This is a genomic window from Citrobacter sp. Igbk 16 (assembly GCF_028069755.1).
In the GTDB taxonomy this organism is placed as follows: Bacteria; Pseudomonadota; Gammaproteobacteria; order Enterobacterales; family Enterobacteriaceae; genus Citrobacter.
The window spans coordinates 1-26,513 of the sequence record NZ_JANEWJ010000047.1 but is presented as its reverse complement, the minus strand read 5'-3'; the positions used below and the strand labels follow the sequence as shown (position 1 = coordinate 26,513).

General features: G+C 49.8%; 46 protein-coding genes and 1 pseudogene. 40 read left to right on the top strand and 7 right to left on the bottom strand.

Going from position 1 to position 26,513, the window contains the following annotated elements:
- The 3 genes and pseudogenes from tuf to bfr form a co-directional block, all read left to right on the top strand.
- A pseudogene (gene tuf / locus NNO03_RS21435) lies at nucleotides 1-296 on the top strand (elongation factor Tu); the annotation flags it as partial.
- Between the two features lie 185 nt (nucleotides 297-481).
- Nucleotides 482-676 carry a bacterioferritin-associated ferredoxin gene (gene bfd, locus NNO03_RS21430; RefSeq protein WP_003031111.1) on the top strand — a complete coding sequence of 65 codons (195 nt, stop codon included), beginning with the start codon at nucleotides 482-484 and terminating at the stop codon, nucleotides 674-676.
- Between the two features lie 71 nt (nucleotides 677-747).
- Nucleotides 748-1,224 (top strand): bacterioferritin, encoded by a 477-nt coding sequence (gene bfr / locus NNO03_RS21425; RefSeq protein ID WP_040232010.1) that lies wholly within the window; start codon nucleotides 748-750, stop codon nucleotides 1,222-1,224.
- Here bfr and NNO03_RS21420 read toward each other — a convergent pair.
- On the bottom strand, nucleotides 1,221-1,688 hold the full coding sequence (locus NNO03_RS21420; protein ID WP_271450468.1) for an A24 family peptidase: 468 nt from the start codon (nucleotides 1,686-1,688) through the stop codon (nucleotides 1,221-1,223). The genes bfr and NNO03_RS21420 overlap by 4 nt on opposite strands.
- A gap of 379 nt (nucleotides 1,689-2,067) precedes the next feature.
- Here NNO03_RS21420 and rpsJ point away from each other — a divergent pair, with 379 nt between their 5' ends.
- From rpsJ to arfA, 31 genes are all read left to right on the top strand, one after another.
- A complete protein-coding gene (rpsJ, locus tag NNO03_RS21415) occupies nucleotides 2,068-2,379 on the top strand; it encodes a 30S ribosomal protein S10 (protein ID WP_001181005.1) in 312 nt (103 codons plus the stop codon).
- Nucleotides 2,380-2,411: 32 nt separating this feature from the next.
- A complete protein-coding gene (gene rplC / locus NNO03_RS21410) occupies nucleotides 2,412-3,041 on the top strand; it encodes a 50S ribosomal protein L3 (RefSeq protein WP_003031117.1) in 630 nt (209 codons plus the stop codon).
- Between the two features lie 10 nt (nucleotides 3,042-3,051).
- Entirely contained in the window at nucleotides 3,052-3,657 is a 606-nt protein-coding gene (gene rplD / locus NNO03_RS21405) for a 50S ribosomal protein L4 (protein ID WP_003031119.1), read from the top strand.
- Complete coding sequence (gene rplW / locus NNO03_RS21400; protein WP_000617546.1) at nucleotides 3,654-3,956, top strand: 50S ribosomal protein L23; 303 nt, start codon at nucleotides 3,654-3,656, stop codon at nucleotides 3,954-3,956. Before rplD ends, rplW begins: the two co-directional genes overlap by 4 nt.
- Before the next feature lie 17 nt (nucleotides 3,957-3,973).
- Nucleotides 3,974-4,795: a 50S ribosomal protein L2 gene (gene rplB, locus NNO03_RS21395; RefSeq protein ID WP_016154746.1), complete on the top strand. Its 822-nt coding sequence runs from the start codon at nucleotides 3,974-3,976 to the stop codon at nucleotides 4,793-4,795.
- A 16-nt stretch (nucleotides 4,796-4,811) separates the two neighbouring features.
- Complete coding sequence (gene rpsS / locus NNO03_RS21390; protein ID WP_001138115.1) at nucleotides 4,812-5,090, top strand: 30S ribosomal protein S19; 279 nt, start codon at nucleotides 4,812-4,814, stop codon at nucleotides 5,088-5,090.
- A gap of 14 nt (nucleotides 5,091-5,104) precedes the next feature.
- Nucleotides 5,105-5,437, top strand: a complete 333-nt coding sequence (gene rplV, locus NNO03_RS21385) for a 50S ribosomal protein L22 (protein ID WP_000448832.1) — start codon at nucleotides 5,105-5,107, stop codon at nucleotides 5,435-5,437.
- 17 nt (nucleotides 5,438-5,454) lie between these two features.
- Nucleotides 5,455-6,156, top strand: coding sequence for a 30S ribosomal protein S3 (rpsC, locus tag NNO03_RS21380; RefSeq protein ID WP_000529945.1), 702 nt, complete (start codon nucleotides 5,455-5,457; stop codon nucleotides 6,154-6,156).
- 12 nt (nucleotides 6,157-6,168) lie between these two features.
- Nucleotides 6,169-6,579 (top strand): 50S ribosomal protein L16, encoded by a 411-nt coding sequence (rplP, locus tag NNO03_RS21375; RefSeq protein ID WP_000941212.1) that lies wholly within the window; start codon nucleotides 6,169-6,171, stop codon nucleotides 6,577-6,579.
- Nucleotides 6,579-6,770, top strand: a complete 192-nt coding sequence (rpmC, locus tag NNO03_RS21370) for a 50S ribosomal protein L29 (RefSeq protein ID WP_000644742.1) — start codon at nucleotides 6,579-6,581, stop codon at nucleotides 6,768-6,770. The genes rplP and rpmC overlap by 1 nt, the downstream gene beginning before the upstream one ends.
- Nucleotides 6,770-7,024: a 30S ribosomal protein S17 gene (gene rpsQ / locus NNO03_RS21365; protein ID WP_003031120.1), complete on the top strand. Its 255-nt coding sequence runs from the start codon at nucleotides 6,770-6,772 to the stop codon at nucleotides 7,022-7,024. Before rpmC ends, rpsQ begins: the two co-directional genes overlap by 1 nt.
- Nucleotides 7,025-7,187: 163 nt before the next feature.
- Nucleotides 7,188-7,559, top strand: coding sequence for a 50S ribosomal protein L14 (gene rplN, locus NNO03_RS21360; protein ID WP_000613954.1), 372 nt, complete (start codon nucleotides 7,188-7,190; stop codon nucleotides 7,557-7,559).
- A gap of 10 nt (nucleotides 7,560-7,569) precedes the next feature.
- Nucleotides 7,570-7,884 carry a 50S ribosomal protein L24 gene (gene rplX / locus NNO03_RS21355; RefSeq protein WP_003031122.1) on the top strand — a complete coding sequence of 105 codons (315 nt, stop codon included), beginning with the start codon at nucleotides 7,570-7,572 and terminating at the stop codon, nucleotides 7,882-7,884.
- A gap of 14 nt (nucleotides 7,885-7,898) precedes the next feature.
- The gene (gene rplE / locus NNO03_RS21350; RefSeq protein WP_064541635.1) at nucleotides 7,899-8,438 is read left to right on the top strand and encodes a 50S ribosomal protein L5; all 540 of its coding nucleotides are present in this window, start codon (nucleotides 7,899-7,901) and stop codon (nucleotides 8,436-8,438) included.
- 14 nt (nucleotides 8,439-8,452) lie between these two features.
- Nucleotides 8,453-8,758: a 30S ribosomal protein S14 gene (gene rpsN / locus NNO03_RS21345; protein ID WP_003031125.1), complete on the top strand. Its 306-nt coding sequence runs from the start codon at nucleotides 8,453-8,455 to the stop codon at nucleotides 8,756-8,758.
- A gap of 30 nt (nucleotides 8,759-8,788) precedes the next feature.
- Nucleotides 8,789-9,181 carry a 30S ribosomal protein S8 gene (gene rpsH, locus NNO03_RS21340; RefSeq protein ID WP_003031127.1) on the top strand — a complete coding sequence of 131 codons (393 nt, stop codon included), beginning with the start codon at nucleotides 8,789-8,791 and terminating at the stop codon, nucleotides 9,179-9,181.
- A gap of 12 nt (nucleotides 9,182-9,193) precedes the next feature.
- Complete coding sequence (rplF, locus tag NNO03_RS21335) at nucleotides 9,194-9,727, top strand: 50S ribosomal protein L6 (RefSeq protein WP_006687355.1); 534 nt, start codon at nucleotides 9,194-9,196, stop codon at nucleotides 9,725-9,727.
- Nucleotides 9,728-9,736: 9 nt separating this feature from the next.
- A complete protein-coding gene (gene rplR, locus NNO03_RS21330) occupies nucleotides 9,737-10,090 on the top strand; it encodes a 50S ribosomal protein L18 (protein ID WP_000358956.1) in 354 nt (117 codons plus the stop codon).
- Between the two features lie 14 nt (nucleotides 10,091-10,104).
- A complete protein-coding gene (gene rpsE, locus NNO03_RS21325) occupies nucleotides 10,105-10,608 on the top strand; it encodes a 30S ribosomal protein S5 (RefSeq protein ID WP_003031131.1) in 504 nt (167 codons plus the stop codon).
- Nucleotides 10,609-10,611: 3 nt separating this feature from the next.
- Nucleotides 10,612-10,791 carry a 50S ribosomal protein L30 gene (rpmD, locus tag NNO03_RS21320; RefSeq protein WP_001140434.1) on the top strand — a complete coding sequence of 60 codons (180 nt, stop codon included), beginning with the start codon at nucleotides 10,612-10,614 and terminating at the stop codon, nucleotides 10,789-10,791.
- 3 nt (nucleotides 10,792-10,794) lie between these two features.
- Entirely contained in the window at nucleotides 10,795-11,229 is a 435-nt protein-coding gene (gene rplO, locus NNO03_RS21315) for a 50S ribosomal protein L15 (RefSeq protein WP_001238917.1), read from the top strand.
- Nucleotides 11,230-11,236: 7 nt separating this feature from the next.
- Nucleotides 11,237-12,568 carry a preprotein translocase subunit SecY gene (secY, locus tag NNO03_RS21310; RefSeq protein ID WP_001118864.1) on the top strand — a complete coding sequence of 444 codons (1,332 nt, stop codon included), beginning with the start codon at nucleotides 11,237-11,239 and terminating at the stop codon, nucleotides 12,566-12,568.
- Between the two features lie 30 nt (nucleotides 12,569-12,598).
- Complete coding sequence (gene rpmJ, locus NNO03_RS21305) at nucleotides 12,599-12,715, top strand: 50S ribosomal protein L36 (RefSeq protein ID WP_000868187.1); 117 nt, start codon at nucleotides 12,599-12,601, stop codon at nucleotides 12,713-12,715.
- Nucleotides 12,716-12,861: 146 nt separating this feature from the next.
- Nucleotides 12,862-13,218, top strand: a complete 357-nt coding sequence (rpsM, locus tag NNO03_RS21300; RefSeq protein WP_003031135.1) for a 30S ribosomal protein S13 — start codon at nucleotides 12,862-12,864, stop codon at nucleotides 13,216-13,218.
- 16 nt (nucleotides 13,219-13,234) lie between these two features.
- The gene (gene rpsK, locus NNO03_RS21295) at nucleotides 13,235-13,624 is read left to right on the top strand and encodes a 30S ribosomal protein S11 (RefSeq protein ID WP_260861814.1); all 390 of its coding nucleotides are present in this window, start codon (nucleotides 13,235-13,237) and stop codon (nucleotides 13,622-13,624) included.
- A gap of 33 nt (nucleotides 13,625-13,657) precedes the next feature.
- A complete protein-coding gene (gene rpsD, locus NNO03_RS21290; RefSeq protein ID WP_003031138.1) occupies nucleotides 13,658-14,278 on the top strand; it encodes a 30S ribosomal protein S4 in 621 nt (206 codons plus the stop codon).
- A 25-nt stretch (nucleotides 14,279-14,303) separates the two neighbouring features.
- Entirely contained in the window at nucleotides 14,304-15,293 is a 990-nt protein-coding gene (gene rpoA / locus NNO03_RS21285) for a DNA-directed RNA polymerase subunit alpha (RefSeq protein WP_003031139.1), read from the top strand.
- A gap of 40 nt (nucleotides 15,294-15,333) precedes the next feature.
- Complete coding sequence (gene rplQ / locus NNO03_RS21280) at nucleotides 15,334-15,720, top strand: 50S ribosomal protein L17 (RefSeq protein ID WP_001216372.1); 387 nt, start codon at nucleotides 15,334-15,336, stop codon at nucleotides 15,718-15,720.
- A gap of 107 nt (nucleotides 15,721-15,827) precedes the next feature.
- The gene (locus NNO03_RS21275; protein ID WP_271450467.1) at nucleotides 15,828-16,196 is read left to right on the top strand and encodes a DUF1992 domain-containing protein; all 369 of its coding nucleotides are present in this window, start codon (nucleotides 15,828-15,830) and stop codon (nucleotides 16,194-16,196) included.
- A gap of 10 nt (nucleotides 16,197-16,206) precedes the next feature.
- Nucleotides 16,207-16,632: a Zn(2+)-responsive transcriptional regulator gene (zntR, locus tag NNO03_RS21270; RefSeq protein ID WP_271450466.1), complete on the top strand. Its 426-nt coding sequence runs from the start codon at nucleotides 16,207-16,209 to the stop codon at nucleotides 16,630-16,632.
- A gap of 60 nt (nucleotides 16,633-16,692) precedes the next feature.
- Nucleotides 16,693-16,911, top strand: coding sequence for an alternative ribosome-rescue factor ArfA (gene arfA, locus NNO03_RS21265; RefSeq protein ID WP_271442361.1), 219 nt, complete (start codon nucleotides 16,693-16,695; stop codon nucleotides 16,909-16,911).
- Here arfA and mscL read toward each other — a convergent pair.
- The 5 genes from mscL to def form a co-directional block, all read right to left on the bottom strand.
- A complete protein-coding gene (gene mscL, locus NNO03_RS21260; RefSeq protein ID WP_137383643.1) occupies nucleotides 16,908-17,321 on the bottom strand; it encodes a large-conductance mechanosensitive channel protein MscL in 414 nt (137 codons plus the stop codon). The genes arfA and mscL overlap by 4 nt on opposite strands.
- Nucleotides 17,322-17,462: 141 nt before the next feature.
- Nucleotides 17,463-18,839, bottom strand: a complete 1,377-nt coding sequence (trkA, locus tag NNO03_RS21255; protein ID WP_115601380.1) for a Trk system potassium transporter TrkA — start codon at nucleotides 18,837-18,839, stop codon at nucleotides 17,463-17,465.
- Between the two features lie 21 nt (nucleotides 18,840-18,860).
- The gene (gene rsmB, locus NNO03_RS21250; RefSeq protein WP_271450465.1) at nucleotides 18,861-20,150 is read right to left on the bottom strand and encodes a 16S rRNA (cytosine(967)-C(5))-methyltransferase RsmB; all 1,290 of its coding nucleotides are present in this window, start codon (nucleotides 20,148-20,150) and stop codon (nucleotides 18,861-18,863) included.
- Between the two features lie 53 nt (nucleotides 20,151-20,203).
- Complete coding sequence (gene fmt, locus NNO03_RS21245; protein WP_271442363.1) at nucleotides 20,204-21,151, bottom strand: methionyl-tRNA formyltransferase; 948 nt, start codon at nucleotides 21,149-21,151, stop codon at nucleotides 20,204-20,206.
- A 14-nt stretch (nucleotides 21,152-21,165) separates the two neighbouring features.
- Nucleotides 21,166-21,675, bottom strand: a complete 510-nt coding sequence (def, locus tag NNO03_RS21240; protein WP_040232019.1) for a peptide deformylase — start codon at nucleotides 21,673-21,675, stop codon at nucleotides 21,166-21,168.
- A gap of 129 nt (nucleotides 21,676-21,804) precedes the next feature.
- Here def and dprA point away from each other — a divergent pair, with 129 nt between their 5' ends.
- The 6 genes from dprA to NNO03_RS21210 are packed head-to-tail and all read left to right on the top strand — an operon-like array spanning nucleotide 21,805 to nucleotide 25,597.
- Nucleotides 21,805-22,929, top strand: coding sequence for a DNA-protecting protein DprA (gene dprA / locus NNO03_RS21235; RefSeq protein WP_271450464.1), 1,125 nt, complete (start codon nucleotides 21,805-21,807; stop codon nucleotides 22,927-22,929).
- Nucleotides 22,901-23,374: a DUF494 family protein Smg gene (gene smg / locus NNO03_RS21230; RefSeq protein WP_005134083.1), complete on the top strand. Its 474-nt coding sequence runs from the start codon at nucleotides 22,901-22,903 to the stop codon at nucleotides 23,372-23,374. The genes dprA and smg overlap by 29 nt, the downstream gene beginning before the upstream one ends.
- A 26-nt stretch (nucleotides 23,375-23,400) precedes the next feature.
- A complete protein-coding gene (locus NNO03_RS21225) occupies nucleotides 23,401-23,955 on the top strand; it encodes a type I DNA topoisomerase (RefSeq protein ID WP_271450463.1) in 555 nt (184 codons plus the stop codon).
- Nucleotides 23,948-24,520 carry an L-threonylcarbamoyladenylate synthase type 1 TsaC gene (tsaC, locus tag NNO03_RS21220; RefSeq protein WP_271450462.1) on the top strand — a complete coding sequence of 191 codons (573 nt, stop codon included), beginning with the start codon at nucleotides 23,948-23,950 and terminating at the stop codon, nucleotides 24,518-24,520. Before NNO03_RS21225 ends, tsaC begins: the two co-directional genes overlap by 8 nt.
- A 1-nt stretch (nucleotide 24,521) precedes the next feature.
- A complete protein-coding gene (gene aroE, locus NNO03_RS21215; protein WP_271450461.1) occupies nucleotides 24,522-25,343 on the top strand; it encodes a shikimate dehydrogenase in 822 nt (273 codons plus the stop codon).
- Nucleotides 25,340-25,597 (top strand): DUF1488 domain-containing protein, encoded by a 258-nt coding sequence (locus NNO03_RS21210; RefSeq protein ID WP_271450460.1) that lies wholly within the window; start codon nucleotides 25,340-25,342, stop codon nucleotides 25,595-25,597. The genes aroE and NNO03_RS21210 overlap by 4 nt, the downstream gene beginning before the upstream one ends.
- On the opposite strand, the gene NNO03_RS21205 is transcribed toward NNO03_RS21210, so the two are convergent.
- Nucleotides 25,573-26,127 carry a gamma carbonic anhydrase family protein gene (locus NNO03_RS21205; RefSeq protein WP_271450459.1) on the bottom strand — a complete coding sequence of 185 codons (555 nt, stop codon included), beginning with the start codon at nucleotides 26,125-26,127 and terminating at the stop codon, nucleotides 25,573-25,575. The genes NNO03_RS21210 and NNO03_RS21205 overlap by 25 nt on opposite strands.
- Between the last annotated feature and the right edge of the window lie 386 nt (nucleotides 26,128-26,513).

Below are 26,513 nucleotides of genomic sequence, written 5' to 3'. Positions count from 1 at the left end.
GCTCTATCAAGCCGCACACCAAGTTCGAATCTGAAGTTTATATCCTGTCCAAAGACGAAGGCGGCCGTCATACTCCGTTCTTCAAAGGCTACCGTCCGCAGTTCTACTTCCGTACTACTGACGTGACTGGTACCATCGAACTGCCAGAAGGCGTTGAGATGGTAATGCCGGGCGACAACATCAAAATGGTTGTTACCCTGATCCACCCAATCGCGATGGATGACGGTCTGCGTTTCGCAATCCGTGAAGGCGGCCGTACTGTAGGTGCGGGCGTTGTTGCTAAAGTAATGAGCTAATTATTTATTAATTAGCTTTGAGCTTAAAAAGGGCGCTAAGGCGCCCTTTTTGCTACCTGTGATTTAACCGTTGTCATATTTGTTCGCATTTTTTGTTCATTCTTCCATCGCGTAAATAACGTTGTGCTATTGTAATCATAACTATTCTCATTTACACTTTGCGCAGAAATTGAACGGGAGCGATCATGTACGTTTGTTTGTGTAATGCGATAAGTGATAAAAAAATTCGTCAGGCTGTTCGCCAGTTTCATCCTCAGTCCTTTCAGCAATTACGTAAGTTTATTCCTGTTGGAAATCAGTGCGGTAAGTGCATTCGTGCTGCCCGTGAAGTCATGCAGGATGAATTAACGCAAATGCCAGAATTTAAAGAGATCGCCTAAGTCACACTCTTTTTTTTGACATCCCTGTAGCCCCATCTACGCTCTAAGAGTGGAAGCGGAGGGACTATAAAATGAAAGGTGATGTTAAAATCATAAATTATCTCAATAAACTATTGGGAAATGAGCTTGTCGCAATCAACCAGTATTTTCTCCATGCCCGTATGTTTAAAAACTGGGGACTGACTCGCCTCAATGATGTTGAGTACCATGAATCAATCGATGAGATGAAACACGCTGATAAATACATTGAGCGTATTTTATTCTTAGAAGGTCTCCCAAACTTACAAGATCTAGGCAAGTTGGGGATTGGTGAAGATGTTGAAGAGATGCTGCAATCAGATCTTCGGCTCGAGCTTGATGGTGCGAAAGATTTACGCGAAGCCATTGCTTATGCCGATAGCGTTCATGACTATGTTAGTCGGGACATGATGATTGAGATCCTGACCGAAGAAGAAGGGCATATCGATTGGCTCGAAACGGAGTTGGATCTGATTGGAAAACTTGGGTTGCAAAACTATCTGCAATCGCAAATTAAGGTCAGCGATTAACCGCCCTGTATCAGATTTAGCCAGCCAACAACAAAACCCGCAGCCGCCAGATATGGCCCAAAAGGCAGCGGGTTTTTTAGTACCTGTCTCCCGTAACGGGCGCAGGAAACCCCGGTGAGACAGCATGCCATGCCCGCGGCAAGTAAAACCAACAGTGGTAATGATTCCCAGCGATGCCATGCGCCTAGCGCGGCAAGAAATTTGACATCACCAAAGCCTAATCCTTCCTGTCGGCATATCAAACGATACCCCCAGTAGAACAACGCAAATACCCCATAACCTGCGACGGCACCCCAAAGCGCGTCGGATAACTGTGCAGGTCTGCAGCACTGATGATAAATAAGACCGCCCCACAAAAGAGGGCAGGTGAATTTGTCGGGCAGCAACCCGGTACGTAGGTCATGGACTAAGAGCAACCCTGATAGCGAAACATAAAACAGCAGAAAGGGGAGGTCGATGTACATGGGCAAACCTTATCTGGTAAAAAGTATACCTTCGGGTAAGCTTGGCGACCCTACAAGTCCGGGATGTGGGTTATGGATACTCTTTTCCACGGAAAATGCGTTGCACCATAGGACATACAATCAGAGTGGAAGGAGGCCTGCATTTGTGAACGAGTGATTAATTTCTACGCGGCACTTGCTTAAGACTGAGATTTACGTATAATGCGCGGGCTTGTCTAATATTGACAGCGGTTCGATATGAGCCACCGGTACTGCGAAAGCAATACCAGACAATGTTCCCAATTGGGGAACTCTGTAAGAACGGTTACACTCTCCCATCAATCGTAATGGGTTTGAGGAGTAACTATTTCGTCTATAAAATAATTGGAGCTCTGGTCTCATGCAGAACCAAAGAATCCGTATCCGTTTGAAAGCGTTTGATCATCGTCTGATCGATCAATCAACCGCGGAAATCGTCGAGACTGCCAAGCGCACTGGTGCGCAGGTTCGTGGTCCGATCCCGCTGCCGACCCGCAAAGAGCGTTTCACCGTTCTGATCTCCCCGCACGTCAACAAAGACGCGCGTGATCAGTACGAGATCCGTACTCACAAGCGTCTGGTTGACATCGTTGAGCCAACTGAAAAAACCGTTGATGCTCTGATGCGTCTGGACCTGGCTGCCGGTGTAGACGTGCAGATCAGCCTGGGTTAATCAGGTCATCGAGCGATTGAGAGGTTGATACAATGATTGGTTTAGTCGGTAAAAAAGTGGGTATGACCCGCATCTTCACTGAAGATGGCGTATCTATCCCAGTAACCGTTATCGAAGTTGAAGCAAACCGCGTTACTCAGGTTAAAGATCTGGCTAACGATGGCTATCGCGCTGTTCAGGTTACCACCGGTGCTAAAAAAGCTAACCGCGTAACTAAGCCGGAAGCTGGCCACTTTGCTAAAGCTGGCGTAGAAGCTGGCCGCGGCCTGTGGGAGTTCCGTCTGGCAGATGGTGAAGAATACACCGTTGGTCAGAACATTAGCGTTGAACTGTTTGCTGACGTTAAAAAAGTTGACGTAACCGGTACCTCTAAAGGTAAAGGTTTCGCTGGTACCGTTAAGCGCTGGAACTTCCGTACCCAGGACGCGACTCACGGTAACTCCTTGTCTCACCGCGTTCCGGGTTCTATCGGTCAGAACCAGACTCCGGGCAAAGTGTTCAAAGGCAAGAAAATGGCAGGTCAGCTGGGCAACGAACGTGTCACTGTTCAGAGCCTGGACGTAGTACGTGTTGACGCTGAGCGCAACCTGCTGCTGGTTAAAGGTGGTGTTCCGGGTGCGACCGGTTGCGACCTGATCGTTAAACCAGCTGTGAAGGCGTAAGGGGATAGCAATGGAATTAGTATTGAAAGACGCGCAGAGCGCGCTGACTGTTTCCGAAACTACCTTCGGTCGTGATTTCAACGAAGCGCTGGTTCACCAGGTTGTTGTTGCTTATGCAGCTGGTGCTCGTCAGGGTACTCGTGCTCAGAAGACTCGTGCTGAAGTAACTGGTTCAGGCAAAAAGCCGTGGCGCCAGAAAGGTACCGGCCGTGCGCGTTCAGGTTCTATCAAGAGCCCGATCTGGCGTTCAGGTGGCGTGACCTTCGCTGCTCGCCCGCAGGACCACAGTCAAAAAGTTAACAAAAAGATGTACCGCGGCGCGCTGAAAAGCATTCTGTCCGAACTGGTACGTCAGGATCGTCTGATCGTTGTCGAATCATTCTCTGTAGAAGCGCCTAAAACTAAGCTGCTGGCACAGAAACTGAAAGACATGGCTCTGGAAGATGTGCTGATCATCACCGGTGAGCTGGACGAAAACCTGTTCCTGGCTGCGCGCAACCTGCACAAGGTTGACGTACGCGATGCAACTGGTATCGACCCGGTTAGCCTGATCGCCTTCGACAAAGTCGTAATGACTGCTGATGCTGTTAAGCAAGTTGAGGAGATGCTGGCATGATTCGTGAAGAACGTCTGCTGAAAGTGCTGCGCGCACCGCACGTTTCTGAAAAAGCGTCTACTGCGATGGAAAAAACTAACACCATCGTTCTCAAAGTTGCTAAAGACGCGACCAAAGCAGAAATCAAAGCTGCTGTGCAGAAACTGTTTGAAGTCGAAGTCGAAGTCGTTAACACCCTGGTAGTTAAAGGGAAAGTTAAACGTCACGGACAGCGTATCGGTCGTCGTAGCGACTGGAAAAAAGCTTACGTCACCCTGAAGGAAGGCCAGAATCTGGACTTCGTCGGCGGCGCTGAGTAAGTCGGAGGAGTAATACAATGGCAGTTGTTAAATGTAAACCGACATCTCCGGGTCGTCGCCACGTTGTTAAAGTGGTCAACCCAGAGCTGCACAAGGGCAAACCTTTTGCTCCGCTGGTTGAAAAAAACAGCAAATCCGGTGGTCGTAACAACAATGGCCGCATCACCACTCGTCACATCGGTGGTGGTCACAAGCAGGCTTATCGTATTGTTGACTTCAAACGCAACAAAGACGGTATCCCGGCAGTTGTTGAACGTCTTGAGTACGATCCGAACCGCTCCGCGAACATCGCGCTGGTTCTGTACAAAGACGGTGAACGCCGTTACATCCTGGCCCCTAAAGGCCTGAAAGCTGGCGACCAGGTTCAATCTGGCGTTGATGCTGCAATCAAAGCAGGTAACACCCTGCCGATGCGCAATATCCCGGTTGGTTCTACCGTTCATAACGTAGAAATGAAACCAGGTAAAGGCGGTCAGCTGGCACGTTCCGCTGGTACTTACGTTCAGATCGTTGCTCGTGATGGTGCTTATGTCACCCTGCGTCTGCGTTCTGGTGAAATGCGTAAAGTCGAAGCAGACTGCCGTGCAACTCTGGGCGAAGTTGGCAATGCTGAGCATATGCTGCGCGTTCTGGGTAAAGCAGGTGCTGCACGCTGGCGTGGTGTTCGTCCTACCGTTCGCGGTACTGCGATGAACCCAGTCGACCACCCACATGGTGGTGGTGAAGGTCGTAACTTTGGTAAGCACCCGGTAACTCCGTGGGGCGTTCAGACCAAAGGTAAGAAGACCCGCAGCAACAAGCGTACTGATAAATTCATCGTACGTCGCCGTAGCAAATAATTTTAGAGGATAAGCCATGCCACGTTCTCTCAAGAAAGGTCCTTTTATTGACCTGCACTTGCTGAAGAAGGTAGAGAAAGCGGTGGAAAGCGGAGACAAGAAGCCCCTGCGCACTTGGTCCCGTCGTTCAACGATCTTTCCTAACATGATCGGTTTGACCATCGCTGTCCATAATGGTCGTCAGCACGTTCCGGTATTTGTTTCCGACGAAATGGTCGGTCACAAACTGGGTGAATTCGCACCGACTCGTACTTATCGCGGCCACGCTGCTGATAAAAAAGCGAAGAAGAAATAAGGTAGGAGGAAGAGATGGAAACTTTAGCTCAACATCGCCATGCTCGTTCTTCTGCTCAGAAGGTTCGCCTTGTTGCAGACCTGATTCGCGGTAAGAAAGTGTCGCAGGCCCTTGATATTCTGACCTACACCAATAAGAAAGCGGCTGTACTGGTTAAGAAAGTCCTGGAATCTGCCATTGCTAACGCTGAACACAACGATGGCGCTGACATTGACGATCTGAAAGTTACGAAAATTTTCGTAGACGAAGGCCCGAGCATGAAGCGCATTATGCCGCGTGCAAAAGGTCGTGCAGATCGCATCCTGAAGCGCACCAGCCACATTACTGTGGTTGTGTCCGATCGCTGAGACTCTGGAGACTAGCAATGGGTCAGAAAGTACATCCTAATGGTATTCGCCTGGGTATTGTAAAACCATGGAACTCAACCTGGTTTGCGAACACCAAAGAATTCGCTGACAACCTGGACAGCGATTTTAAAGTACGTCAGTACCTGACTAAGGAACTGGCTAAAGCGTCTGTATCTCGTATCGTTATCGAGCGTCCGGCTAAGAGCATCCGTGTGACCATTCACACTGCTCGCCCGGGTATCGTTATCGGTAAGAAAGGCGAAGACGTAGAAAAACTGCGCAAAGTCGTAGCGGATATTGCTGGCGTTCCTGCTCAGATCAATATCGCCGAAGTGCGTAAGCCTGAACTGGACGCAAAATTAGTTGCTGACAGCATCACTTCTCAGCTGGAACGTCGCGTTATGTTCCGTCGTGCTATGAAGCGTGCTGTACAGAACGCAATGCGTCTGGGCGCTAAAGGTATTAAAGTTGAAGTTAGCGGCCGTCTGGGCGGCGCGGAAATCGCTCGTACCGAATGGTACCGTGAAGGTCGCGTTCCTCTGCACACTCTGCGTGCTGACATCGACTACAACACCTCTGAAGCGCACACCACTTACGGTGTAATCGGCGTTAAAGTGTGGATCTTCAAAGGCGAGATCCTGGGTGGTATGGCTGCTGTTGAACAACCGGAAAAACCGGCTGCGCAACCTAAAAAGCAGCAGCGTAAAGGCCGTAAATAAGGAGCGTCGCTGATGTTACAACCAAAGCGTACAAAATTCCGTAAAATGCACAAAGGCCGTAACCGCGGTCTGGCGCAGGGTACGGATGTTAGCTTCGGCAGCTTCGGTCTGAAAGCTGTTGGCCGTGGTCGTCTGACTGCCCGTCAGATCGAAGCAGCACGTCGTGCTATGACCCGTGCAGTTAAGCGTCAAGGTAAGATCTGGATCCGTGTATTCCCGGACAAACCGATCACTGAAAAGCCGCTGGCAGTGCGTATGGGTAAAGGTAAAGGTAACGTAGAGTATTGGGTTGCCTTGATTCAGCCGGGTAAAGTCCTGTATGAAATGGACGGCGTACCGGAAGAGCTGGCCCGTGAAGCATTCAAGCTGGCAGCAGCGAAACTGCCGATTAAAACCACCTTTGTAACTAAGACGGTGATGTAATGAAAGCAAAAGAGCTGCGTGAGAAGAGTGTTGAAGAGCTGAACACCGAGCTGCTGAATCTGCTGCGTGAGCAGTTCAACCTGCGTATGCAGGCTGCAAGTGGCCAGCTGCAACAGTCTCACCTGTTGAAGCAAGTGCGTCGTGATGTCGCACGCGTTAAGACTTTACTGACTGAGAAGGCGGGTGCGTAATGACCGATAAAATCCGTACTCTGCAAGGTCGCGTTGTTAGCGATAAAATGGAGAAATCCATTGTTGTTGCTATCGAACGTTTTGTGAAACACCCGATCTACGGTAAATTCATTAAGCGTACGACCAAACTGCACGTACATGACGAGAACAACGAATGCGGTACTGGTGACGTGGTTGAAATCCGCGAATGCCGCCCGCTGTCCAAGACTAAGTCCTGGACGCTGGTTCGCGTTGTAGAGAAAGCTGTTCTGTAATACAGTAGGCATTCTCAACGAATAAACGGCTCAGCGATGAGCCGTTTATTTTTTCTACCCATATCGTTTAAGCGGTGTTATAATGCCGCGCCCCCGATATGGGGCTTTTTTAACGACCTGATTTTCGGGTCTCAGTAGTAGTTGACATTAGCGGAGCACTAAAATGATCCAAGAACAGACTATGCTGAACGTCGCCGACAACTCCGGTGCACGTCGCGTAATGTGTATCAAGGTTCTGGGTGGCTCGCACCGTCGCTACGCAGGCGTCGGCGATATCATCAAGATCACCATCAAGGAAGCAATTCCACGTGGTAAGGTCAAAAAAGGTGATGTGCTGAAGGCGGTAGTGGTGCGCACCAAGAAGGGTGTTCGTCGCCCGGACGGTTCTGTCATTCGCTTCGATGGTAATGCATGCGTTATTTTAAACAATAACAGCGAGCAACCTATCGGTACGCGTATTTTTGGGCCGGTAACTCGTGAACTTCGTAACGAGAAGTTCATGAAAATTATCTCTCTGGCACCAGAAGTACTCTAAGGAGCGAATCATGGCAGCGAAGATCCGTCGTGATGACGAAGTTATCGTGTTAACCGGTAAAGATAAAGGTAAACGCGGTAAAGTAAAAAATGTCCTGTCTTCCGGCAAGGTCATTGTTGAAGGTATCAACCTGGTTAAGAAACATCAGAAGCCGGTTCCGGCCCTGAACCAACCAGGCGGCATCGTAGAGAAAGAAGCAGCTATTCAGATCTCTAACCTTGCTATCTTCAACGCGGCAACCGGCAAGGCTGACCGTGTAGGCTTTAGATTCGAAGACGGTAAAAAAGTCCGTTTCTTTAAATCTAACAGCGAAACTATCAAGTAATTTGGAGTAGTACGATGGCGAAACTGCATGATTACTACAAAGACGAAGTAGTCGCTAAACTCATGTCTGAGTTTAACTACAATTCTGTCATGCAAGTCCCTCGGGTCGAGAAGATCACCCTGAACATGGGTGTTGGTGAAGCGATCGCTGACAAGAAACTGCTGGATAACGCAGCAGCTGACCTGACAGCAATCTCCGGTCAAAAACCGCTGATCACCAAAGCACGCAAATCTGTTGCAGGCTTCAAAATCCGTCAGGGCTATCCGATCGGCTGTAAAGTAACTCTGCGTGGCGAACGCATGTGGGAGTTCTTTGAGCGCCTGATCACTATTGCTGTTCCACGTATCCGTGACTTCCGTGGCTTGTCCGCTAAGTCTTTCGACGGTCGTGGTAACTACAGCATGGGTGTCCGTGAGCAGATCATCTTCCCAGAAATCGACTACGATAAAGTCGACCGCGTGCGTGGTTTGGATATTACCATTACCACTACTGCGAAATCTGACGAAGAAGGCCGTGCTCTGCTGGCTGCCTTTGACTTCCCGTTCCGCAAGTAAGGTAGGGTTACTGAATGGCTAAGCAATCAATGAAAGCACGCGAAGTAAAGCGCGTAGCTTTAGCTGATAAGTACTTCGCAAAACGCGCTGAACTGAAAGCTATTATCTCTGATGTGAACGCGACCGACGAAGATCGTTGGAACGCAGTTCTCAAGCTGCAGTCTCTGCCGCGTGATTCCAGCCCGTCCCGTCAGCGTAACCGCTGCCGTCAAACAGGTCGTCCGCATGGCTATGTGGGCAAGTTCGGGTTGAGCCGTATCAAACTGCGTGAAGCCGCCATGCGCGGTGAAGTACCAGGCTTGAAAAAGGCTAGCTGGTAATTACCAATTGAATCACGGGAGTAAAGACAGATGAGCATGCAAGATCCGATCGCGGATATGCTGACCCGTATCCGTAACGGTCAGGCCGCGAATAAAGCTGCGGTCACCATGCCTTCCTCCAAGCTGAAAGTGGCAATTGCCAACGTGCTGAAGGAAGAAGGTTTTATTGAAGATTTTAAAGTTGAAGGCGACACCAAGCCGGAACTGGAACTTACTCTCAAGTATTTCCAGGGTAAAGCTGTTGTAGAAAGCATTCAGCGTGTCAGTCGCCCAGGTCTGCGCATTTATAAGCGTAAAGACGAGCTGCCGAAAGTTATGGCTGGCATGGGTATCGCAGTTGTTTCTACCTCTAAAGGTGTTATGACTGATCGTGCAGCGCGCCAGGCTGGTCTTGGTGGCGAAATTATCTGCTACGTAGCCTAATCGGAGGAAAAAATGTCTCGTGTTGCTAAAGCACCGGTCGTTATTCCTGCCGGCGTTGATGTAAAAATCAACGGTCAGGTTATTACGATCAAAGGTAAAAACGGCGAGCTGACTCGTACTCTCAACGATGCTGTTGCAGTAAATCATGCAGATAATGCACTGACCTTCGGTCCGCGTGATGGTTACGCTGATGGATGGGCTCAGGCTGGTACCGCGCGTGCCCTGCTGAATGCAATGGTTGTCGGTGTTACCGAAGGCTTCACTAAGAAGCTGCAGCTGGTTGGTGTAGGTTATCGTGCAGCGGTCAAAGGGAATGTAGTAAACCTTGCTTTAGGTTTCTCTCACCCAGTTGATCATCAGCTGCCGGCAGGTATCACTGCAGAATGTCCGACTCAGACTGAAATCGTGCTGAAAGGCGCTGATAAACAGCTGATCGGTCAGGTTGCAGCAGATCTGCGCGCCTACCGTCGTCCTGAGCCTTACAAAGGCAAGGGTGTTCGTTACGCCGACGAAGTCGTGCGTACCAAAGAGGCTAAGAAGAAGTAAGGTAACACTATGGATAAGAAATCTGCTCGTATCCGTCGTGCGACCCGCGCACGCCGCAAGCTCAAAGAGCTGGGCGCAACTCGCCTGGTGGTACATCGTACCCCGCGTCATATTTACGCACAGGTAATTGCACCGAACGGTTCTGAAGTTCTGGTAGCTGCTTCTACTGTAGAAAAAGCTATTGCTGAACAACTGAAGTACACCGGTAACAAAGACGCTGCAGCAGCTGTGGGTAAAGCTGTCGCCGAACGCGCTCTGGAAAAAGGCATCAAAGATGTGTCCTTTGACCGTTCCGGGTTCCAATATCATGGTCGTGTCCAGGCACTGGCAGATGCTGCCCGTGAAGCTGGCCTTCAGTTCTAAGGTAGAGGTGTAAGATGGCTCACATCGAAAAACAAGCTGGCGAACTGCAGGAAAAGCTGATCGCGGTAAACCGCGTATCTAAAACCGTTAAAGGTGGTCGTATTTTCTCCTTCACAGCTCTGACTGTAGTTGGCGATGGTAACGGTCGCGTTGGTTTTGGTTACGGTAAAGCGCGTGAAGTTCCAGCAGCGATCCAGAAAGCGATGGAAAAAGCCCGTCGCAATATGATTAACGTCGCGCTGAACCACGGCACCCTGCAGCACCCGGTTAAGGGTACTCATACGGGTTCTCGTGTATTCATGCAGCCGGCTTCCGAAGGTACCGGTATCATCGCCGGTGGTGCAATGCGCGCCGTTCTGGAAGTCGCTGGAGTTCGTAACGTTCTGGCTAAAGCGTATGGTTCCACCAACCCGATTAACGTGGTTCGTGCAACTATCGATGGTCTGGAAAATATGAAATCTCCGGAAATGGTCGCTGCCAAGCGTGGTAAATCCGTTGAAGAAATTCTGGGGAAATAAACCATGGCAAAGACTATTAAAATTACTCAAACCCGCAGTGCAATCGGTCGTCTGCCGAAACACAAGGCAACGCTGCTTGGCCTGGGTCTGCGTCGTATTGGTCACACCGTAGAGCGCGAGGATACTCCTGCTGTTCGTGGTATGGTCAACGCGGTTTCCTTCATGGTTAAAGTTGAGGAGTAAGAGATGCGTTTAAATACTCTGTCTCCGGCCGAAGGCTCCAAAAAGGCGGGTAAACGCCTGGGTCGTGGTATCGGTTCTGGCCTCGGTAAAACCGGTGGTCGTGGTCACAAAGGTCAGAAGTCTCGTTCTGGCGGTGGCGTACGTCGCGGTTTCGAGGGTGGTCAGATGCCTCTGTACCGTCGTCTGCCGAAATTCGGCTTCACTTCACGTAAAGCAGCGATTACAGCCGAAGTTCGTCTGTCTGACCTGGCTAAAGTTGAAGGCGGTGTTGTAGACCTGAACACGCTGAAAGCGGCTAACATTATCGGTATCCAGATCGAGTTCGCGAAAGTGATCCTGGCTGGTGAAGTAACGACTCCGGTAACTGTTCGTGGCCTGCGTGTTACTAAAGGCGCTCGTGCTGCTATCGAAGCTGCTGGCGGTAAAATCGAGGAATAAGTAGCAGATGGCTAAACAACCGGGATTAGATTTTCAAAGTGCCAAAGGTGGCTTAGGCGAGCTGAAACGCAGACTGCTGTTTGTAATCGGCGCGCTGATTGTGTTCCGTATTGGCTCTTTCATTCCGATCCCTGGTATTGATGCCGCTGTACTTGCCAAACTGCTTGAGCAACAGCGAGGCACCATCATTGAAATGTTTAACATGTTCTCTGGTGGTGCTCTCAGCCGTGCTTCTATCTTTGCTCTGGGGATCATGCCGTATATTTCGGCGTCGATCATTATCCAGCTGCTGACGGTGGTTCATCCAACGCTGGCAGAAATTAAGAAAGAAGGGGAGTCTGGTCGTCGTAAGATCAGCCAGTACACCCGCTACGGTACTCTGGTGCTGGCAATATTCCAGTCGATCGGTATTGCTACCGGTCTCCCGAATATGCCTGGTATGCAGGGCCTGGTAATGAATCCAGGCTTTGCATTCTATTTCACCGCTGTTGTAAGTCTGGTTACAGGGACTATGTTCCTGATGTGGTTGGGTGAACAGATTACTGAACGTGGTATCGGCAACGGTATCTCAATCATTATCTTCGCCGGTATTGTCGCGGGACTCCCGCCAGCCATTGCCCATACTATCGAGCAAGCGCGTCAAGGCGACCTGCACTTCCTCGTGTTGCTGTTGGTTGCAGTATTAGTATTTGCAGTGACGTTCTTTGTTGTATTTGTTGAGCGTGGTCAACGCCGTATTGTGGTAAACTACGCGAAACGTCAGCAAGGTCGTCGTGTCTATGCTGCACAGAGCACACATTTACCGCTGAAAGTGAATATGGCGGGGGTAATCCCGGCAATCTTCGCTTCCAGTATTATTCTGTTCCCAGCAACCATCGCGTCATGGTTCGGGGGCGGGACTGGTTGGAACTGGCTGACAACAATTTCGCTGTATTTGCAGCCTGGGCAACCGCTTTATGTGTTACTCTATGCGTCTGCAATCATCTTCTTCTGTTTCTTCTACACGGCGTTGGTTTTCAACCCGCGTGAAACAGCAGATAACCTGAAGAAGTCCGGTGCATTTGTACCAGGAATTCGTCCGGGAGAGCAAACGGCGAAGTATATCGATAAAGTAATGACCCGCCTGACTTTGGTTGGTGCGCTCTACATTACCTTTATCTGCCTGATCCCGGAGTTCATGCGTGATGCAATGAAAGTACCGTTCTACTTCGGTGGGACCTCACTGCTTATCGTTGTTGTCGTGATTATGGACTTTATGGCTCAAGTGCAAACTCTGATGATGTCTAGTCAGTACGAGTCTGCATTGAAGAAGGCGAATCTGAAAGGCTACGGCCGTTAACAGTCGCCCGAGAAGTTACGGAGAGTAAAAATGAAAGTTCGTGCTTCCGTCAAGAAATTATGCCGTAACTGCAAAATCGTTAAGCGTGATGGTGTCATCCGTGTGATTTGCAGTGCCGAGCCGAAGCATAAACAGCGCCAAGGCTGATTTATTCGCATATTTTTCTTGCAAAGTTGGGTTGAGCTGGCTAGATTAGCCAGCCAATCTTTTGTATGTCTGTGCGTTTCCATTTGAGTATCCTGAAAACGGGCTTTTCAGCATGGTGCGTACATATTAAATAGTAGGAGTGCATAGTGGCCCGTATAGCAGGCATTAACATTCCTGATCAGAAACATGCTGTGATCGCATTAACTTCGATCTACGGCGTCGGCAAGACCCGTTCTAAAGCCATTCTGGCTGCAGCGGGTATCGCTGAAGATGTTAAGATCAGTGAGCTGTCTGAAGAACAAATCGACACGCTGCGTGACGAAGTTGCCAAATTTGTCGTTGAAGGTGATCTGCGCCGTGAAGTTAGCATGAGCATCAAGCGCCTTATGGACCTTGGTTGCTATCGCGGTTTGCGTCATCGTCGTGGTCTCCCGGTTCGCGGTCAGCGTACCAAGACCAACGCACGTACCCGTAAGGGTCCGCGCAAACCGATCAAGAAATAATCGGGGTGATTGAATAATGGCAAAGGCACCAATTCGTGCACGTAAACGTGTAAGAAAACAAGTCTCTGACGGCGTGGCTCATATCCATGCTTCTTTTAACAACACCATCGTTACCATTACTGATCGTCAGGGTAACGCACTGGGTTGGGCAACAGCCGGTGGTTCCGGTTTCCGTGGTTCTCGCAAATCCACTCCGTTTGCAGCTCAGGTTGCAGCAGAGCGTTGCGCTGACGCCGTAAAAGAATACGGTATCAAGAATCTGGAAGTTATGGTCAAAGGACCGGGTCCAGGTCGCGAATCTACTGTTCGTGCTCTGAACGCCGCTGGTTTCCGCATCACTAATATTACTGATGTGACTCCGATCCCTCATAACGGTTGTCGTCCGCCGAAAAAACGTCGCGTATAACGCTGTCGTTTCTAGGATTGTTGGAGAAAGAAAATGGCAAGATATTTGGGTCCTAAGCTCAAGCTGAGCCGTCGTGAGGGCACTGACTTATTCCTTAAGTCTGGCGTTCGCGCGATCGATACCAAGTGTAAAATTGAACAAGCTCCTGGCCAGCACGGTGCGCGTAAACCGCGTCTGTCTGACTATGGTGTGCAGTTGCGTGAAAAGCAAAAAGTTCGCCGTATCTACGGTGTGCTGGAGCGTCAGTTCCGTAACTACTACAAAGAAGCAGCGCGTCTGAAAGGCAACACCGGTGAAAACCTGTTGGGTCTGCTGGAAGGTCGTCTGGACAACGTTGTATACCGTATGGGCTTCGGTGCCACTCGTGCAGAAGCACGTCAGCTGGTCAGCCATAAAGCAATTATGGTAAACGGTCGTGTTGTTAACATCGCTTCTTATCAGGTTAGTCCGAATGACGTTGTTAGCATTCGTGAGAAAGCGAAGAAGCAGTCTCGCGTGAAAGCCGCTCTGGAGCTGGCTGAGCAGCGTGAAAAGCCAACCTGGCTGGAAGTTGATGCTGGCAAGATGGAAGGTACGTTCAAGCGTAAGCCGGAGCGTTCTGATCTGTCTGCGGACATTAACGAACACCTGATCGTCGAGCTTTACTCCAAGTAAAGCTTAGTACCAAAGAGAGGACACAATGCAGGGTTCTGTGACAGAGTTTCTAAAACCGCGCCTGGTAGATATCGAGCAAGTGAGTTCGACGCACGCCAAGGTGACCCTTGAGCCTTTAGAGCGTGGCTTTGGCCATACTTTGGGTAACGCACTGCGCCGTATTCTGCTCTCATCGATGCCGGGTTGCGCGGTGACCGAGGTTGAGATTGATGGTGTACTACATGAGTACAGCACCAAAGAAGGCGTTCAGGAAGATATCCTGGAAATCCTGCTCAACCTGAAAGGGCTGGCGGTGAGAGTTCAGGGTAAAGATGACGTTATTCTTACCTTGAATAAATCTGGCATTGGCCCTGTGACTGCAGCCGACATTACCCATGATGGGGATGTCGAAATCGTCAAGCCACAGCACGTGATCTGCCACCTGACCGATGAGAATGCATCTATTAGCATGCGTATCAAAGTTCAGCGCGGTCGTGGTTATGTGCCGGCTTCTACCCGAATTCATTCGGAAGAAGATGAGCGCCCAATCGGCCGTCTGCTGGTCGACGCATGCTACAGCCCTGTAGAGCGTATTGCCTACAATGTTGAAGCAGCGCGTGTAGAACAGCGTACCGACCTGGACAAGCTGGTCATCGAAATGGAAACCAACGGCACAATCGATCCTGAAGAGGCGATTCGTCGTGCGGCAACCATTCTGGCTGAACAACTGGAAGCTTTCGTTGATTTACGTGATGTACGTCAGCCGGAAGTTAAAGAAGAGAAACCAGAATTCGATCCGATCCTGCTGCGCCCTGTTGACGATCTGGAATTGACTGTCCGCTCTGCTAACTGCCTCAAAGCAGAAGCTATCCACTATATCGGTGATCTGGTACAGCGTACTGAGGTTGAGCTTCTTAAGACGCCTAACCTTGGTAAAAAATCTCTTACCGAGATTAAAGACGTGCTGGCTTCCCGTGGACTGTCTCTGGGCATGCGCCTGGAAAACTGGCCACCGGCAAGCATCGCTGACGAGTAACCGGATCACAGGTTAAGGTTTTACTGAGAAGGATAAGGTCATGCGCCATCGTAAGAGTGGTCGTCAACTGAACCGCAACAGCAGCCATCGCCAGGCTATGTTCCGCAATATGGCAGGTTCACTGGTTCGTCATGAAATCATCAAGACGACTCTGCCGAAAGCGAAAGAGCTGCGTCGCGTAGTTGAGCCGCTGATTACTCTTGCCAAGACTGATAGCGTAGCTAATCGTCGTCTGGCATTCGCCCGCACTCGTGATAACGAGATCGTGGCAAAACTGTTTAACGAGCTGGGCCCGCGTTTCGCGAGCCGCGCCGGTGGTTACACTCGCATTCTGAAGTGTGGCTTCCGTGCAGGTGACAACGCGCCGATGGCATACATCGAGCTGGTTGATCGCTCTGAATCGAAAGCAGAAGCTGCTGCAGAGTAATCTGTAGTAACGTAAAAAAACCCGCCTCGGCGGGTTTTTTTATATCCGCAAGATCCCCACTTATCTACAATATCTGTATTCTTTTTGTTCATCCCCTGGGGTGTCGTATGTGGTTACTGGACCAGTGGGCAGAGCGTCATATCATTGACGCACAATCTAAAGGCGAGTTTGATGATTTACCGGGTACAGGTGAGCCATTGACTCTTGACGATGATTCTCATGTCCCGCCGGAGCTTCGGGCCGGGTACCGTTTATTAAAAAACTCTGGGTGTCTTCCTCCTGAGCTCGAACAACGCAGAGAGGCGATACAGTTGCTTGATATACTTGCAGGTATTCGCCAGGACGATCCTCGTTATCAGGATGTGAGTCGACGTCTGTCGCTACTTGAACTCAAACTTCGTCAGGCCGGACTTAGCACCGAGTTTCTACGTGGTGAATACGCGGATAAACTATTGCATAAAATTAATGATGAATAGCGGAGGAAGTATGTACCGGATTGGTGAATTAGCAAAACTGGCCGACGTGACGCCCGATACTATCCGCTACTATGAAAAGCAGCAGATGATGGAGCATGAAGTACGTACTGAAGGCGGATTTCGACTCTATACAGAAAGTGATCTGCAACGGCTGAAGTTTATTCGTTACGCGCGACAGCTAGGTTTTACGTTGGAGTCTATTCGTGAATTACTTTCGATCCGTGTCGATCCGGAACACCATACCTGTCAGGAATCAAAAGGGATCGTTCAGGATAGATTGCAGGAAGTCGAAGCCCGTATAGCCGAACTTCAAACGATGCAACGATCATTGCAGAGATTGAATGATGCATGCTGCGGAAAGGCACACAGCAGCGTCTATTGTTCTATTCTGGAGGCACTTGAACAAGGTGCCAGTGGCACGGCAACAGGTTGTTGATTTATTGAACGGGCGGGTCTAGACTCGCGGCGTAAATTGTTACCACAAACTGGAGATATTATGAGTCGTTATCAGCACACCAAAGGGCAGATAAAGGACAACGCCATTGAGGCGCTACTGCATGATCCACTTTTCAGGCAGCGTGTTGAGAAGAATAAAAAAGGGAAAGGTAGTTATCTGCGTAAAGGTAAACATGGCAATCGGGGTAACTGGGAGGCCAGTGGCAAGAAAGTGAATCACTTTTTTACCACTGGCCTTCTTGTTTTAGTGAGTGTTTAAGAGCGGTTATTCTGTTCTTTCAGCAGGTCACGAATTTCACTTAACAATACTTCCTCTTTAGAAGGAGCCGGCGGTGCTGCAGGTTCTTCCTCTTTTTTACGATTCAGTTTGTTGATCAGTTTGATTGCCATAAAGATAGCAAACGCCACAATAATGAAATCAAAGACGTTCTGAATAAATACACCGTAATGCATAACGACAGCCGGGATGTCTCCCTGCGCATCGCGTAATGTCAAAGCAAACTGTTTAAAATCGATCCCACCAATTAACAACCCCAGTGGCGGCATGATGATATCGGCAACCAGCGATGAAACAATCTTACCGAATGCCGCACCAATAATGACACCCACTGCCAAATCGACAACATTCCCGCGCATCGCGAATTCGCGAAACTCTTTAATAATGCTCATTTTATTCTCCCTATGCAGCTGACGTTTATAAGTTTAACAAATGTTAAGACATTTTCCATTTATGTATTGCTGAAAGGAAAATTTATTAGACCATGAAAAATAAAGGGAAATAAAATGGGCGCTATATAAGCGCCCAAATATTTACAGGAAAAAGGGACTTGGCTGGAATAGTCGTTCGACGTCAGTAATAAATTTTTTGTCTGTCAGGAACATGATAACGTGATCACCCTGCTCAATACGCAGGTTGTCATTGGCTATCATCACGTCGTTACCTCGCACTACGGCACCAATAATGGTACCAGGTGGAAGTTTAATTTCGTCTATTGCGCGACCGACAACTCGTGATGTCGTTTCATCCCCGTGCGCGACAGCTTCAATCGCTTCCGCAACACCGCGTCGCAGCGAAGAAACGCCGACAATATCAGCTTTGCGCACATGGCTCAGTAGCGCAGATATGGTGGCCTGTTGCGGTGAAATTGCAATATCAATCACGCTACCCTGGACCAGATCAACATACGCCCTACGCTGGATCAGCACCATGACTTTCTTTGCGCCCATGCGTTTGGCGAGCATGGCCGACATAATGTTAGCTTCATCGTCGTTGGTTACCGCAATAAATAGATCAACTTGATCAATATGTTCTTCAGCCAGCAGCTCTTGATCCGAGGCATCGCCGAAAAAGACGATCGTATTTTGCAATTTCTCTGCAAGCTCGGATGCCCGTTGCTGATTGCGTTCGATCAGTTTGACGCTGTAATCTTTTTCCAGACGTCGGGCCAGACCAGCACCGATATTACCGCCACCCACTAACATAATACGCTTGTAGGGTTTTTCCAGACGCTGAAGTTCACTCATTACGGCACGAATATGCTGTGAAGCTGCAATAAAGAATACTTCATCACCCGCTTCAACAATGGTGGAACCCTGCGGACGAATTGGCCTGTCATGACGGAATATCGCCGCGACGCGGGTATCGATGTGTGGCATATGCTCGCGCATTGTCGACAGTGCATTGCCAATCAATGGCCCGCCGTAATAGGCTTTGACCACCGCCAGACTGACTTTACCTTCGGCAAAATTTACTACCTGTAACGCACCCGGGTATTCAATCAGTCGGTAAATGCTATCGATAACCAGCTGCTCTGGTGCAATCAGATGATCGATAGGCACTGCATCAGACTGGAACAGTTTATCTGCATCGCGGACATAATCCGGCGAGCGAATTCGGGCGATACGATTGGGGGTATTAAAGAGTGAGTATGCTACCTGGCAGGCAACCATATTGGTTTCATCTGAGCTGGTTACTGCAACCAGCATATCGGCGTCGTCAGCTCCGGCCTCACGCAGTACACGGGGATGAGAACCATGGCCTTGCACAACGCGGAGATCAAACTTGTCCTGCAGGCTGCGCAGACGCTCACCATTGGTATCGACTACCGTGATATCGTTGTTCTCTCCGACCAGGTTCTCAGCCAACGTACCGCCAACTTGCCCTGCGCCCAGAATGATAATTTTCATCAGTTGCGACCCGTTATCTCATCACTTCTTGATTAGCTTAGCGTAAAAGAAACCGTCACCTTCTTCTGCACCCGGTAAATTCTGGCGCCCTGGCTGTTCCGGCGTACCCGTTTCACTTAATAGAGCATCAGGCGTTCGTGCCAGGAAGGCAGAGATTTGCTGTTGGTTCTCTTCAGGCAAAATAGAACAGGTTGCATAAACCAGCGTGCCACCCGGTTTCAGATGTGCCCAGGTCGCATTAAGTATTTCTGCCTGCAATTGGGCGAGTTCAGCAATATCCCGATCGCGACGCAGCCACTTTATATCGGGATGGCGACGAATGACCCCAGTGGCAGAGCACGGTGCATCTAACAAAATGCGATCAAACTTTTGTTCGCCGCACCACTGTTCGGGGTAACGGCCATCGCCCTGTTTAACGGTTGCCTTCATGCCAAGGCGTTTCAGGTTGTCATAGACACGCGACAGACGTTTTTCATCGACATCGACAGCCATCACATTAGCTTGCGGGGCAACTTCCAGAATGTGAGTGGTTTTACCGCCCGGCGCACAGCACAAGTCGAGGATCTGTTCACCGTCCTTCGGTAACAGATAGGTCACGCATCCTTGAGCTGAAGCATCCTGGACGGTCACCCAGCCTTCGTCAAAACCTGGTAGGGCGTGCACAGGAGTTGGCGTTTCCAGACGTACCGCATCCGGGTAGTCCGGATGCGGGAAGCCGGTTAATCCCGCTTCGGTAAGCAGATCCAGCCAAGCGTCGCGTGTATGGTGGTTACGATTGACACGTAGCCACATCGGTGGTCGCTGGTTATTGGCTGCAAGAATCGTCTCCCACTGTTGTGGATAGGCATTTTTGATACGCTTAACCAGCCATGAAGGGTGTAAAAAACGCAGTTCGCTTTGCGCAAATTCGGTGAGCAACTCTTCCTGACGGCGCTGAAACTGGCGTAATACGCCGTTAATTAGCCCTTTCAGCTGAGGTCGCTTGATAACGACTGCACCTTCGACGGTTTCAGCAAGCGCAGCATGTGGCGGAATACGAGTATGCAAAAGCTGGTAGAAGCCAACCATAATCAGATAGTGGACAGTGCGCTGTTTGCCCGTCATCGGGCGTTCCATCAACTGTTGAATCATCCACTCCAGCTGGGAGAGCGTACGTAAAACACCGAAGCAAAGCTCCTGCAACAGCGCCTTATCTTTATCGGCTACTTTTTGCTGCATGGCGGGCAGCACGTTACTCAACGATTGGCCCTTTTCAACAACCTGTTCGACGGCCTGGGCCGCCATACTGCGTAAATTAAGATGTTTTTTCATAAGCGCAAAAATAAAAATGCCCGGAGGTTCCGGGCTTTAAAAGAGATGAACCGTCAGATCAGACGATTTCCGGGCACAAACCACTCCCGACGTGAATTGAGCAGATCCTGTGCGCTCATCGCTTTCTTGCCGGCAGGCTGTAAAGCGATGAGATTCAGGATACCGTCGCCTGTTGCGACCTGGATGCCCTGCTTTGTCGCCTCGAGGATGGTGCCTGGTGCAGCCTGTGTGTTCGCAGCAATAACAGAAGCTTTCCAGACTTTTACTGGCTGACCTTCTATTTCAAGCCAGCTCATTGGCCACGGGTTAAAGGCGCGGATACAGCGTTCCAGTTGAGCGGCCGAAAGCGACCAGTCGATACGGGCCTCTTCTTTGCTGAGTTTTTCAGCATGCGTAACCAGAGATTCATCCTGAACAACTGGTTTTATTGTGCCAGCAGCAAGCTGTTTTAGCGTTTCAATCAGCCCCTGAGGCCCTAAATCTGCCAGCTTGTCGTATAACGAACCGCTAGTATCTTCTGCCGTAATTGGGCAGGACAGCTTATGCAGCATATCGCCTGTGTCCAGACCGACATCCATCTGCATGATGGTTACACCGGTTTCGGTGTCGCCTGCCCACAATGAACGCTGGATCGGCGCGGCTCCACGCCAGCGTGGAAGCAGAGAACCGTGAACGTTGATACAACCCAGACGCGGCATGTCCAGTACGGCTTTTGGCAGAATCAGGCCATAGGCTACCACCACCATTACATCTGCGTGCAGGTCAGAAACCAGTTGTTGGTTTTCCTGGGGACGAAGAGATACAGGCTGGAAAACGGGTATCCCTTTTTCTTCCGCCAGCACTTTCACCGGGCTGGGCATTAGCTTTTTACCACGTCCCGCAGGACGATCCGGCTGGGTAAACACGCCAACGACGTTATGTCCAGAAGACAACAGCGCGTCAAGATGACGCGCTGCAAAGTCAGGTGTACCCGCAAAAATAATACGTAGTGAGTCTGACACGTTGATTCTTGTCCTTAAGCTCGGGCGTTCAGGCGGTCGAGTTTTTCAACTTTCTGACGAATACGTTGTTGCTTCAACGGAGACAGATAATCGATAAACAGTTTACCGACCAGGTGATCCATTTCATGTTGGATGCAGATAGCCAACAGGCCATCGGCCTCCAGTTCAAAAGGCTTGCCGTCGCGATCGAGCGCACGAATTTTTACTTTTTCAGCGCGCGGTACTAATGCACGTTGTTCAGGAATAGATAGGCAGCCTTCTTCAATGCCGGTTTCGCCGTCTTTCTCCAGTAGCTCTGGGTTAATGAGTACCAGACGCTCGTCACGGTTTTCAGAGACATCAATAACAATGATGCGCTGATGGATATCGACCTGTGTTGCGGCCAGACCGATACCTTCTTCGGCGTACATCGTTTCGAACATATCATCAACGATACGCTGAATTTCTGCATTCACTTCTTCAACTGGCTTTGCGACTTTGCGAAGACGCTCGTCCGGAATATGTAACACTTGCAAAACTGACATAGTTATCCAGAGTTGTGTTCAGGAATTGGAAAGATTATTACCTCTATTCTAGACAAAACCCACTCTGATTGACAGCATCAGTGACCAATCGCAAAGATTGCCAGGACTGCTTGTGGCAGGGGAACAGGGATGACCCATATTGAGATTTGGTTACGTTTAGCACAAGTGAATGAACTGTATGGTGATGAGATGGTGCGCACTGCTCACTGGCTTATTGCTCAACCGGGTATTAACAATACGATACTTCGGCATGCAGGGCTCACTCCTCGTCAGGTCGAACGTTTTCAGGCCTTTTCTGAGCAGTCACTGGAAAAAACGCTGCGTTGGCTTGAGTTATCCCATCATCATCTGGTTTTTGCCGACAGCAAGTATTTTCCGCCGCAGCTGCGTGCTATTGAGGATTACCCAGGCGTACTTTTCATTGCTGGTCGCCCTGAGTGTCTTCACGCATTTCAAGTTGCTGTTGTCGGCAGTCGGCAGCACTCCTGGTATGGCGAACGATGGGCGCGGTTGTTCTGTGAGAAGCTTGCAGCATGTGGTGTGACGATCACTAGCGGACTGGCTAAAGGGATTGACGGTGTGGCGCATACAGCAGCGATAAACACACACGGGGCCAGTATTGCGGTACTGGGAAATGGCCTGGAAACCATATATCCGCGGCGACATGTTCGACTTGCTGAAAATTTGATAGAGGCCGGAGGCGCGCTGGTGTCTGAATTCCCTTTGGATATGCTCCCTTTACCGCGTAATTTTCCCCGACGAAATCGTATTATTAGTGGTCTAAGTAAGGGAGTACTGGTTGTTGAGGCGGCACAGCGTAGCGGCTCATTAGTCACAGCACGCTGTGCACTGGAACAAGGACGGGAGGTTTTTGCTTTGCCTGGGCCGATCGGGAGCCCGGGAAGTGAAGGTCCCCATTGGCTCATTCAGCAGGGAGCCATGCTTGTGACGTCACCAGAGGAAATATTGGAAAGTTTGCAATATGGGCTGCAATGGTTGCCAGATGAGCCTGAAAAATCAATTTATTCGCCGGATCACGAAGAGGTGGCATTGCCATTTTCAGAGCTCCTGGCTAACGTAGGAGATGAGGTAACACCTGTTGACGTCGTCGCTGAACGTGCCGGCCAACCTGTGCCAGAGGTAGTGGCTCAACTGCTCGAACTGGAGTTAGCAGGATGGATCGCAGCTGTACCCGGCGGCTATGTCCGATTGAGGAGGGCAAGCCATGTTCGACGTACTAATGTATTTGTTTGAGACATATATCCATAACGAAGCTGAGCTGCGTGTGGATCAGGACAAACTGGAACGGGATCTTACCGACGCTGGTTTTGATCGTGAAGACATCTACAACGCGTTACTGTGGCTGGAAAAGCTTGCTGATTATCAGGACGGCCTTGCCGAACCTATGCAGCTTGCATCAGATCCCCTTTCTGTACGTATTTATACTGCAGAAGAGTGCGATCGGCTGGATGCGAGCTGTCGGGGGTTCCTGCTATTCCTGGAGCAGATTCAGGTGCTAAACCTCGAAACGCGAGAAATGGTGATAGAGCGCGTACTTGCGCTGGATACGGCTGAGTTTGATCTGGAAGACCTGAAGTGGGTGATCCTGATGGTCCTGTTCAACATTCCAGGCTGCGAAAATGCCTATCAGCAAATGGAAGAATTACTCTTTGAAGTGAATGAAGGTATGCTGCATTAATCAATCTTCATTCAGTATGAGTTGTTATGGCTAAATCAGCACTGTTTACGGTGCGTAAAAACGAGCCCTGTCCACAATGTGGGGCTGAACTGGTTATACGTTCCGGGAAACACGGCCCGTTTCTCGGTTGCTCACACTATCCAGAATGCGATTATGTCCGTCCGCTGAAATCATCTGCGGACGGACATATAGTCAAAGTTCTGGAGGGTAAATTCTGCCCAGCATGTGGCGCTGAACTGGTGCTGAGGCAGGGACGATTCGGTATGTTTATTGGGTGCAGTGATTACCCTGCCTGCGATCACACTGAGCTTATCGATAAGCCTGATGAAACAGCAATAGTATGCCCCCAATGCCAGACGGGCCATTTGGTTCAGCGGCGTTCACGTTATGGCAAAACCTTTTACTCCTGCGATCGCTATCCGGAGTGTCAGTTTGTCATCAACTTCAAACCGTTAGCCGGAGAGTGTCCAGAGTGCCACTATCCGCTACTCATCGAAAAGAAAACCGCGCAGGGTGTGAAGCATTTCTGTGCCAGTAAACAATGTGGAAAGCCGATCCCGGCGGAAGAAGAAAGTGAATAAAAACCTGCCTACGGACCCCATCGCTGCCGCGATAGAGGTTCTGCAACAAGAAAATGTCATCGCTTATCCAACAGAAGCCGTTTTTGGTGTCGGGTGTGATCCTGACAGTGAAACGGCGGTAACGCGTCTGTTGGAACTCAAACAACGTCCAATAGATAAAGGTTTGATTTTGATTGCGGCAAACTTTGATCAACTCAAACCGTATATTGATGACAGCATGCTTACTGATGCTCAACGTGAAGCTGTTTTCGCGCGCTGGCCAGGCCCTGTCACCTTCGTTTTTCCGGCATCTGTGACTACGCCGCGTTGGCTAACTGGTCGTTTTGATTCACTCGCCGTGCGTGTCACGGATCACCCGCTGGTGGTTGCATTGTGTCAGGCCTATGGCAAGCCATTAGTTTCCACCAGTGCTAATCTGAGTGGACTACCACCCTGCAGAACGGTAGAGGAAGTACGGGCGCAGTTCGGGGACGGTTTTCCAGTGGTTGAAGGTAATACCGGCGGGCGTTTGAATCCCTCGGAAATCAGAGATGCTTTGACGGGTGAACAGTTTCGACAGGGGTAATATGAAAGAAGCCTATGCTGTTTTTGGTAATCCGGTAGCGCACAGCAAATCGCCTTTTATTCATCAGCAATTTGCAGAGCAGCTGAAGATTGACCACTCTTATGGTCGGGTGTTGGCGCCCATCAATAACTTTGTGAATACGCTCAATGCCTTTTTTGCGGATGGAGGGAAGGGAGCCAATGTTACCGTTCCCTTTAAAGAAGAGGCGTTTGCGCGTGCTGATGAACTAACAGAGCGGGCATCGTTGGCTGGAGCGGTTAATACCCTAAAACGGCTGGAGGATGGGCGCTTACTGGGTGATAACACCGATGGTATCGGCCTGCTTAGCGACCTTGAACGTTTGTCTTTTATTCATCCCGGGTCTCGCATTTTGCTGATTGGGGCTGGTGGTGCGTCCCGCGGTGTGTTGCTGCCTCTCCTGTCTATGGATTGCGCGGTGACTATTGTTAATCGTACCGCCTCACGTGCTGAAGAATTGGCGCAGATCTTCTCCCATACCGGTAGCGTTCAGGCGGTGGGAATGGATGAGCTGGATAATTACACTTTCGATTTGATCATCAACGCGACTTCCAGTGGCATTAGCGGCGATGTTCCAGCCATTCCGGCATCGCTTATTCACTCTTCGGTCTACTGCTACGACATGTTCTACCAAAAGGGAAATACCCCGTTCCTTTCCTGGTGCGTATCACATGGTGCAAAACATTATGCCGATGGTTTGGGAATGCTGGTGGGGCAAGCGGCACATGCTGTTTTGCTCTGGCATGGTGTACTGCCGGAGATTGAGCCTGTGATTAAAACACTGCAACAGGAACTTTCTGCATGAATCAGGCGATTCAATTCCCTGATAGGGAAGAGTGGGTGGCGGATATTAATTCCGTCGTCTTCCCGGCGATGGTTCATGGTATGCAGCTAAAATGCGCCATAAAAGGAGAGACGCTGGCGCATCGCTTTGGCGGCGGCACGCCTGAACAGTGGCTTGAAACTTTTCGCGAATATCGCTGGGATCTGGAAGAAGAGGCTGAAGCATTGATCCAGGCCCAGCAAGAAGATGATCAAGGTTGGGTCTGGTTATCCTGACCTAAATACTCATCTTTCCACTTCACGTAGTTGTTAGCAGAGTACTGTAGGCCTGCTTTCTCTTCATCAGTTAGTGGGCGGATTTGTTTAACCGGGCTTCCCAGATACAGATATCCGCTCTCCAGGCGCTTGTTTTGCGGGACCAGACTTCCTGCTCCGATCATGACGTCATCTTCTACTACTACGCCATCCAGCAAAATCGATCCCATACCGACTAAAACGCGGTTGCCAATGATGCAGCCGTGTAGCATGACTTTATGACCTACAGTCACATCTTCGCCTACGATCAGAGGGTTACCTTGCGGATTAGATGTGGATTTATGTGTGACATGCAGCACGCTGCCATCCTGAATGTTTGTACGGGCGCCAATCTGTACGTAGTTCACGTCGCCACGAATCGCAACCAGTGGCCAAATCCCGACATCATCAGCCAGACGAGCATCGCCAATGACAACACTACTACTATCGATCATGACGCGCTCGCCGATCTGTGGGAAAAGATCCTTATAAGGACGCAGTACATCAGACATGTTTACCTCAATGAAAATAGGGCGGTAATGAAGACTTTGGTTGGATTATTGAGTCTGTGCAAGTGATTTAGTTATCAAAAATCAGCCAAATTGCACAGGAATGTAGCGAAAGGAGTGAAAAACAAGCACTCGGTAAAAAAGATCCAAAAAACACTTGTGCTAAAAAATGGGATCCCTATAATGCGCCTCCATCGACACGGCGGATGTGAATCACTTCACGCAAACAGCCAGTTCGGTTGAAGAGAAAAACCTGAAAATGAGGGTTGACTCTGAAAGAGGAAAGCGTAATATACGCCACCTCGCGACAGAGCGCTAAAGCGCGTCGCAACTGCTCTTTAACAATTTATCAGACAATCTGTGTGGGCACTCGAAGATACGGATTCTTA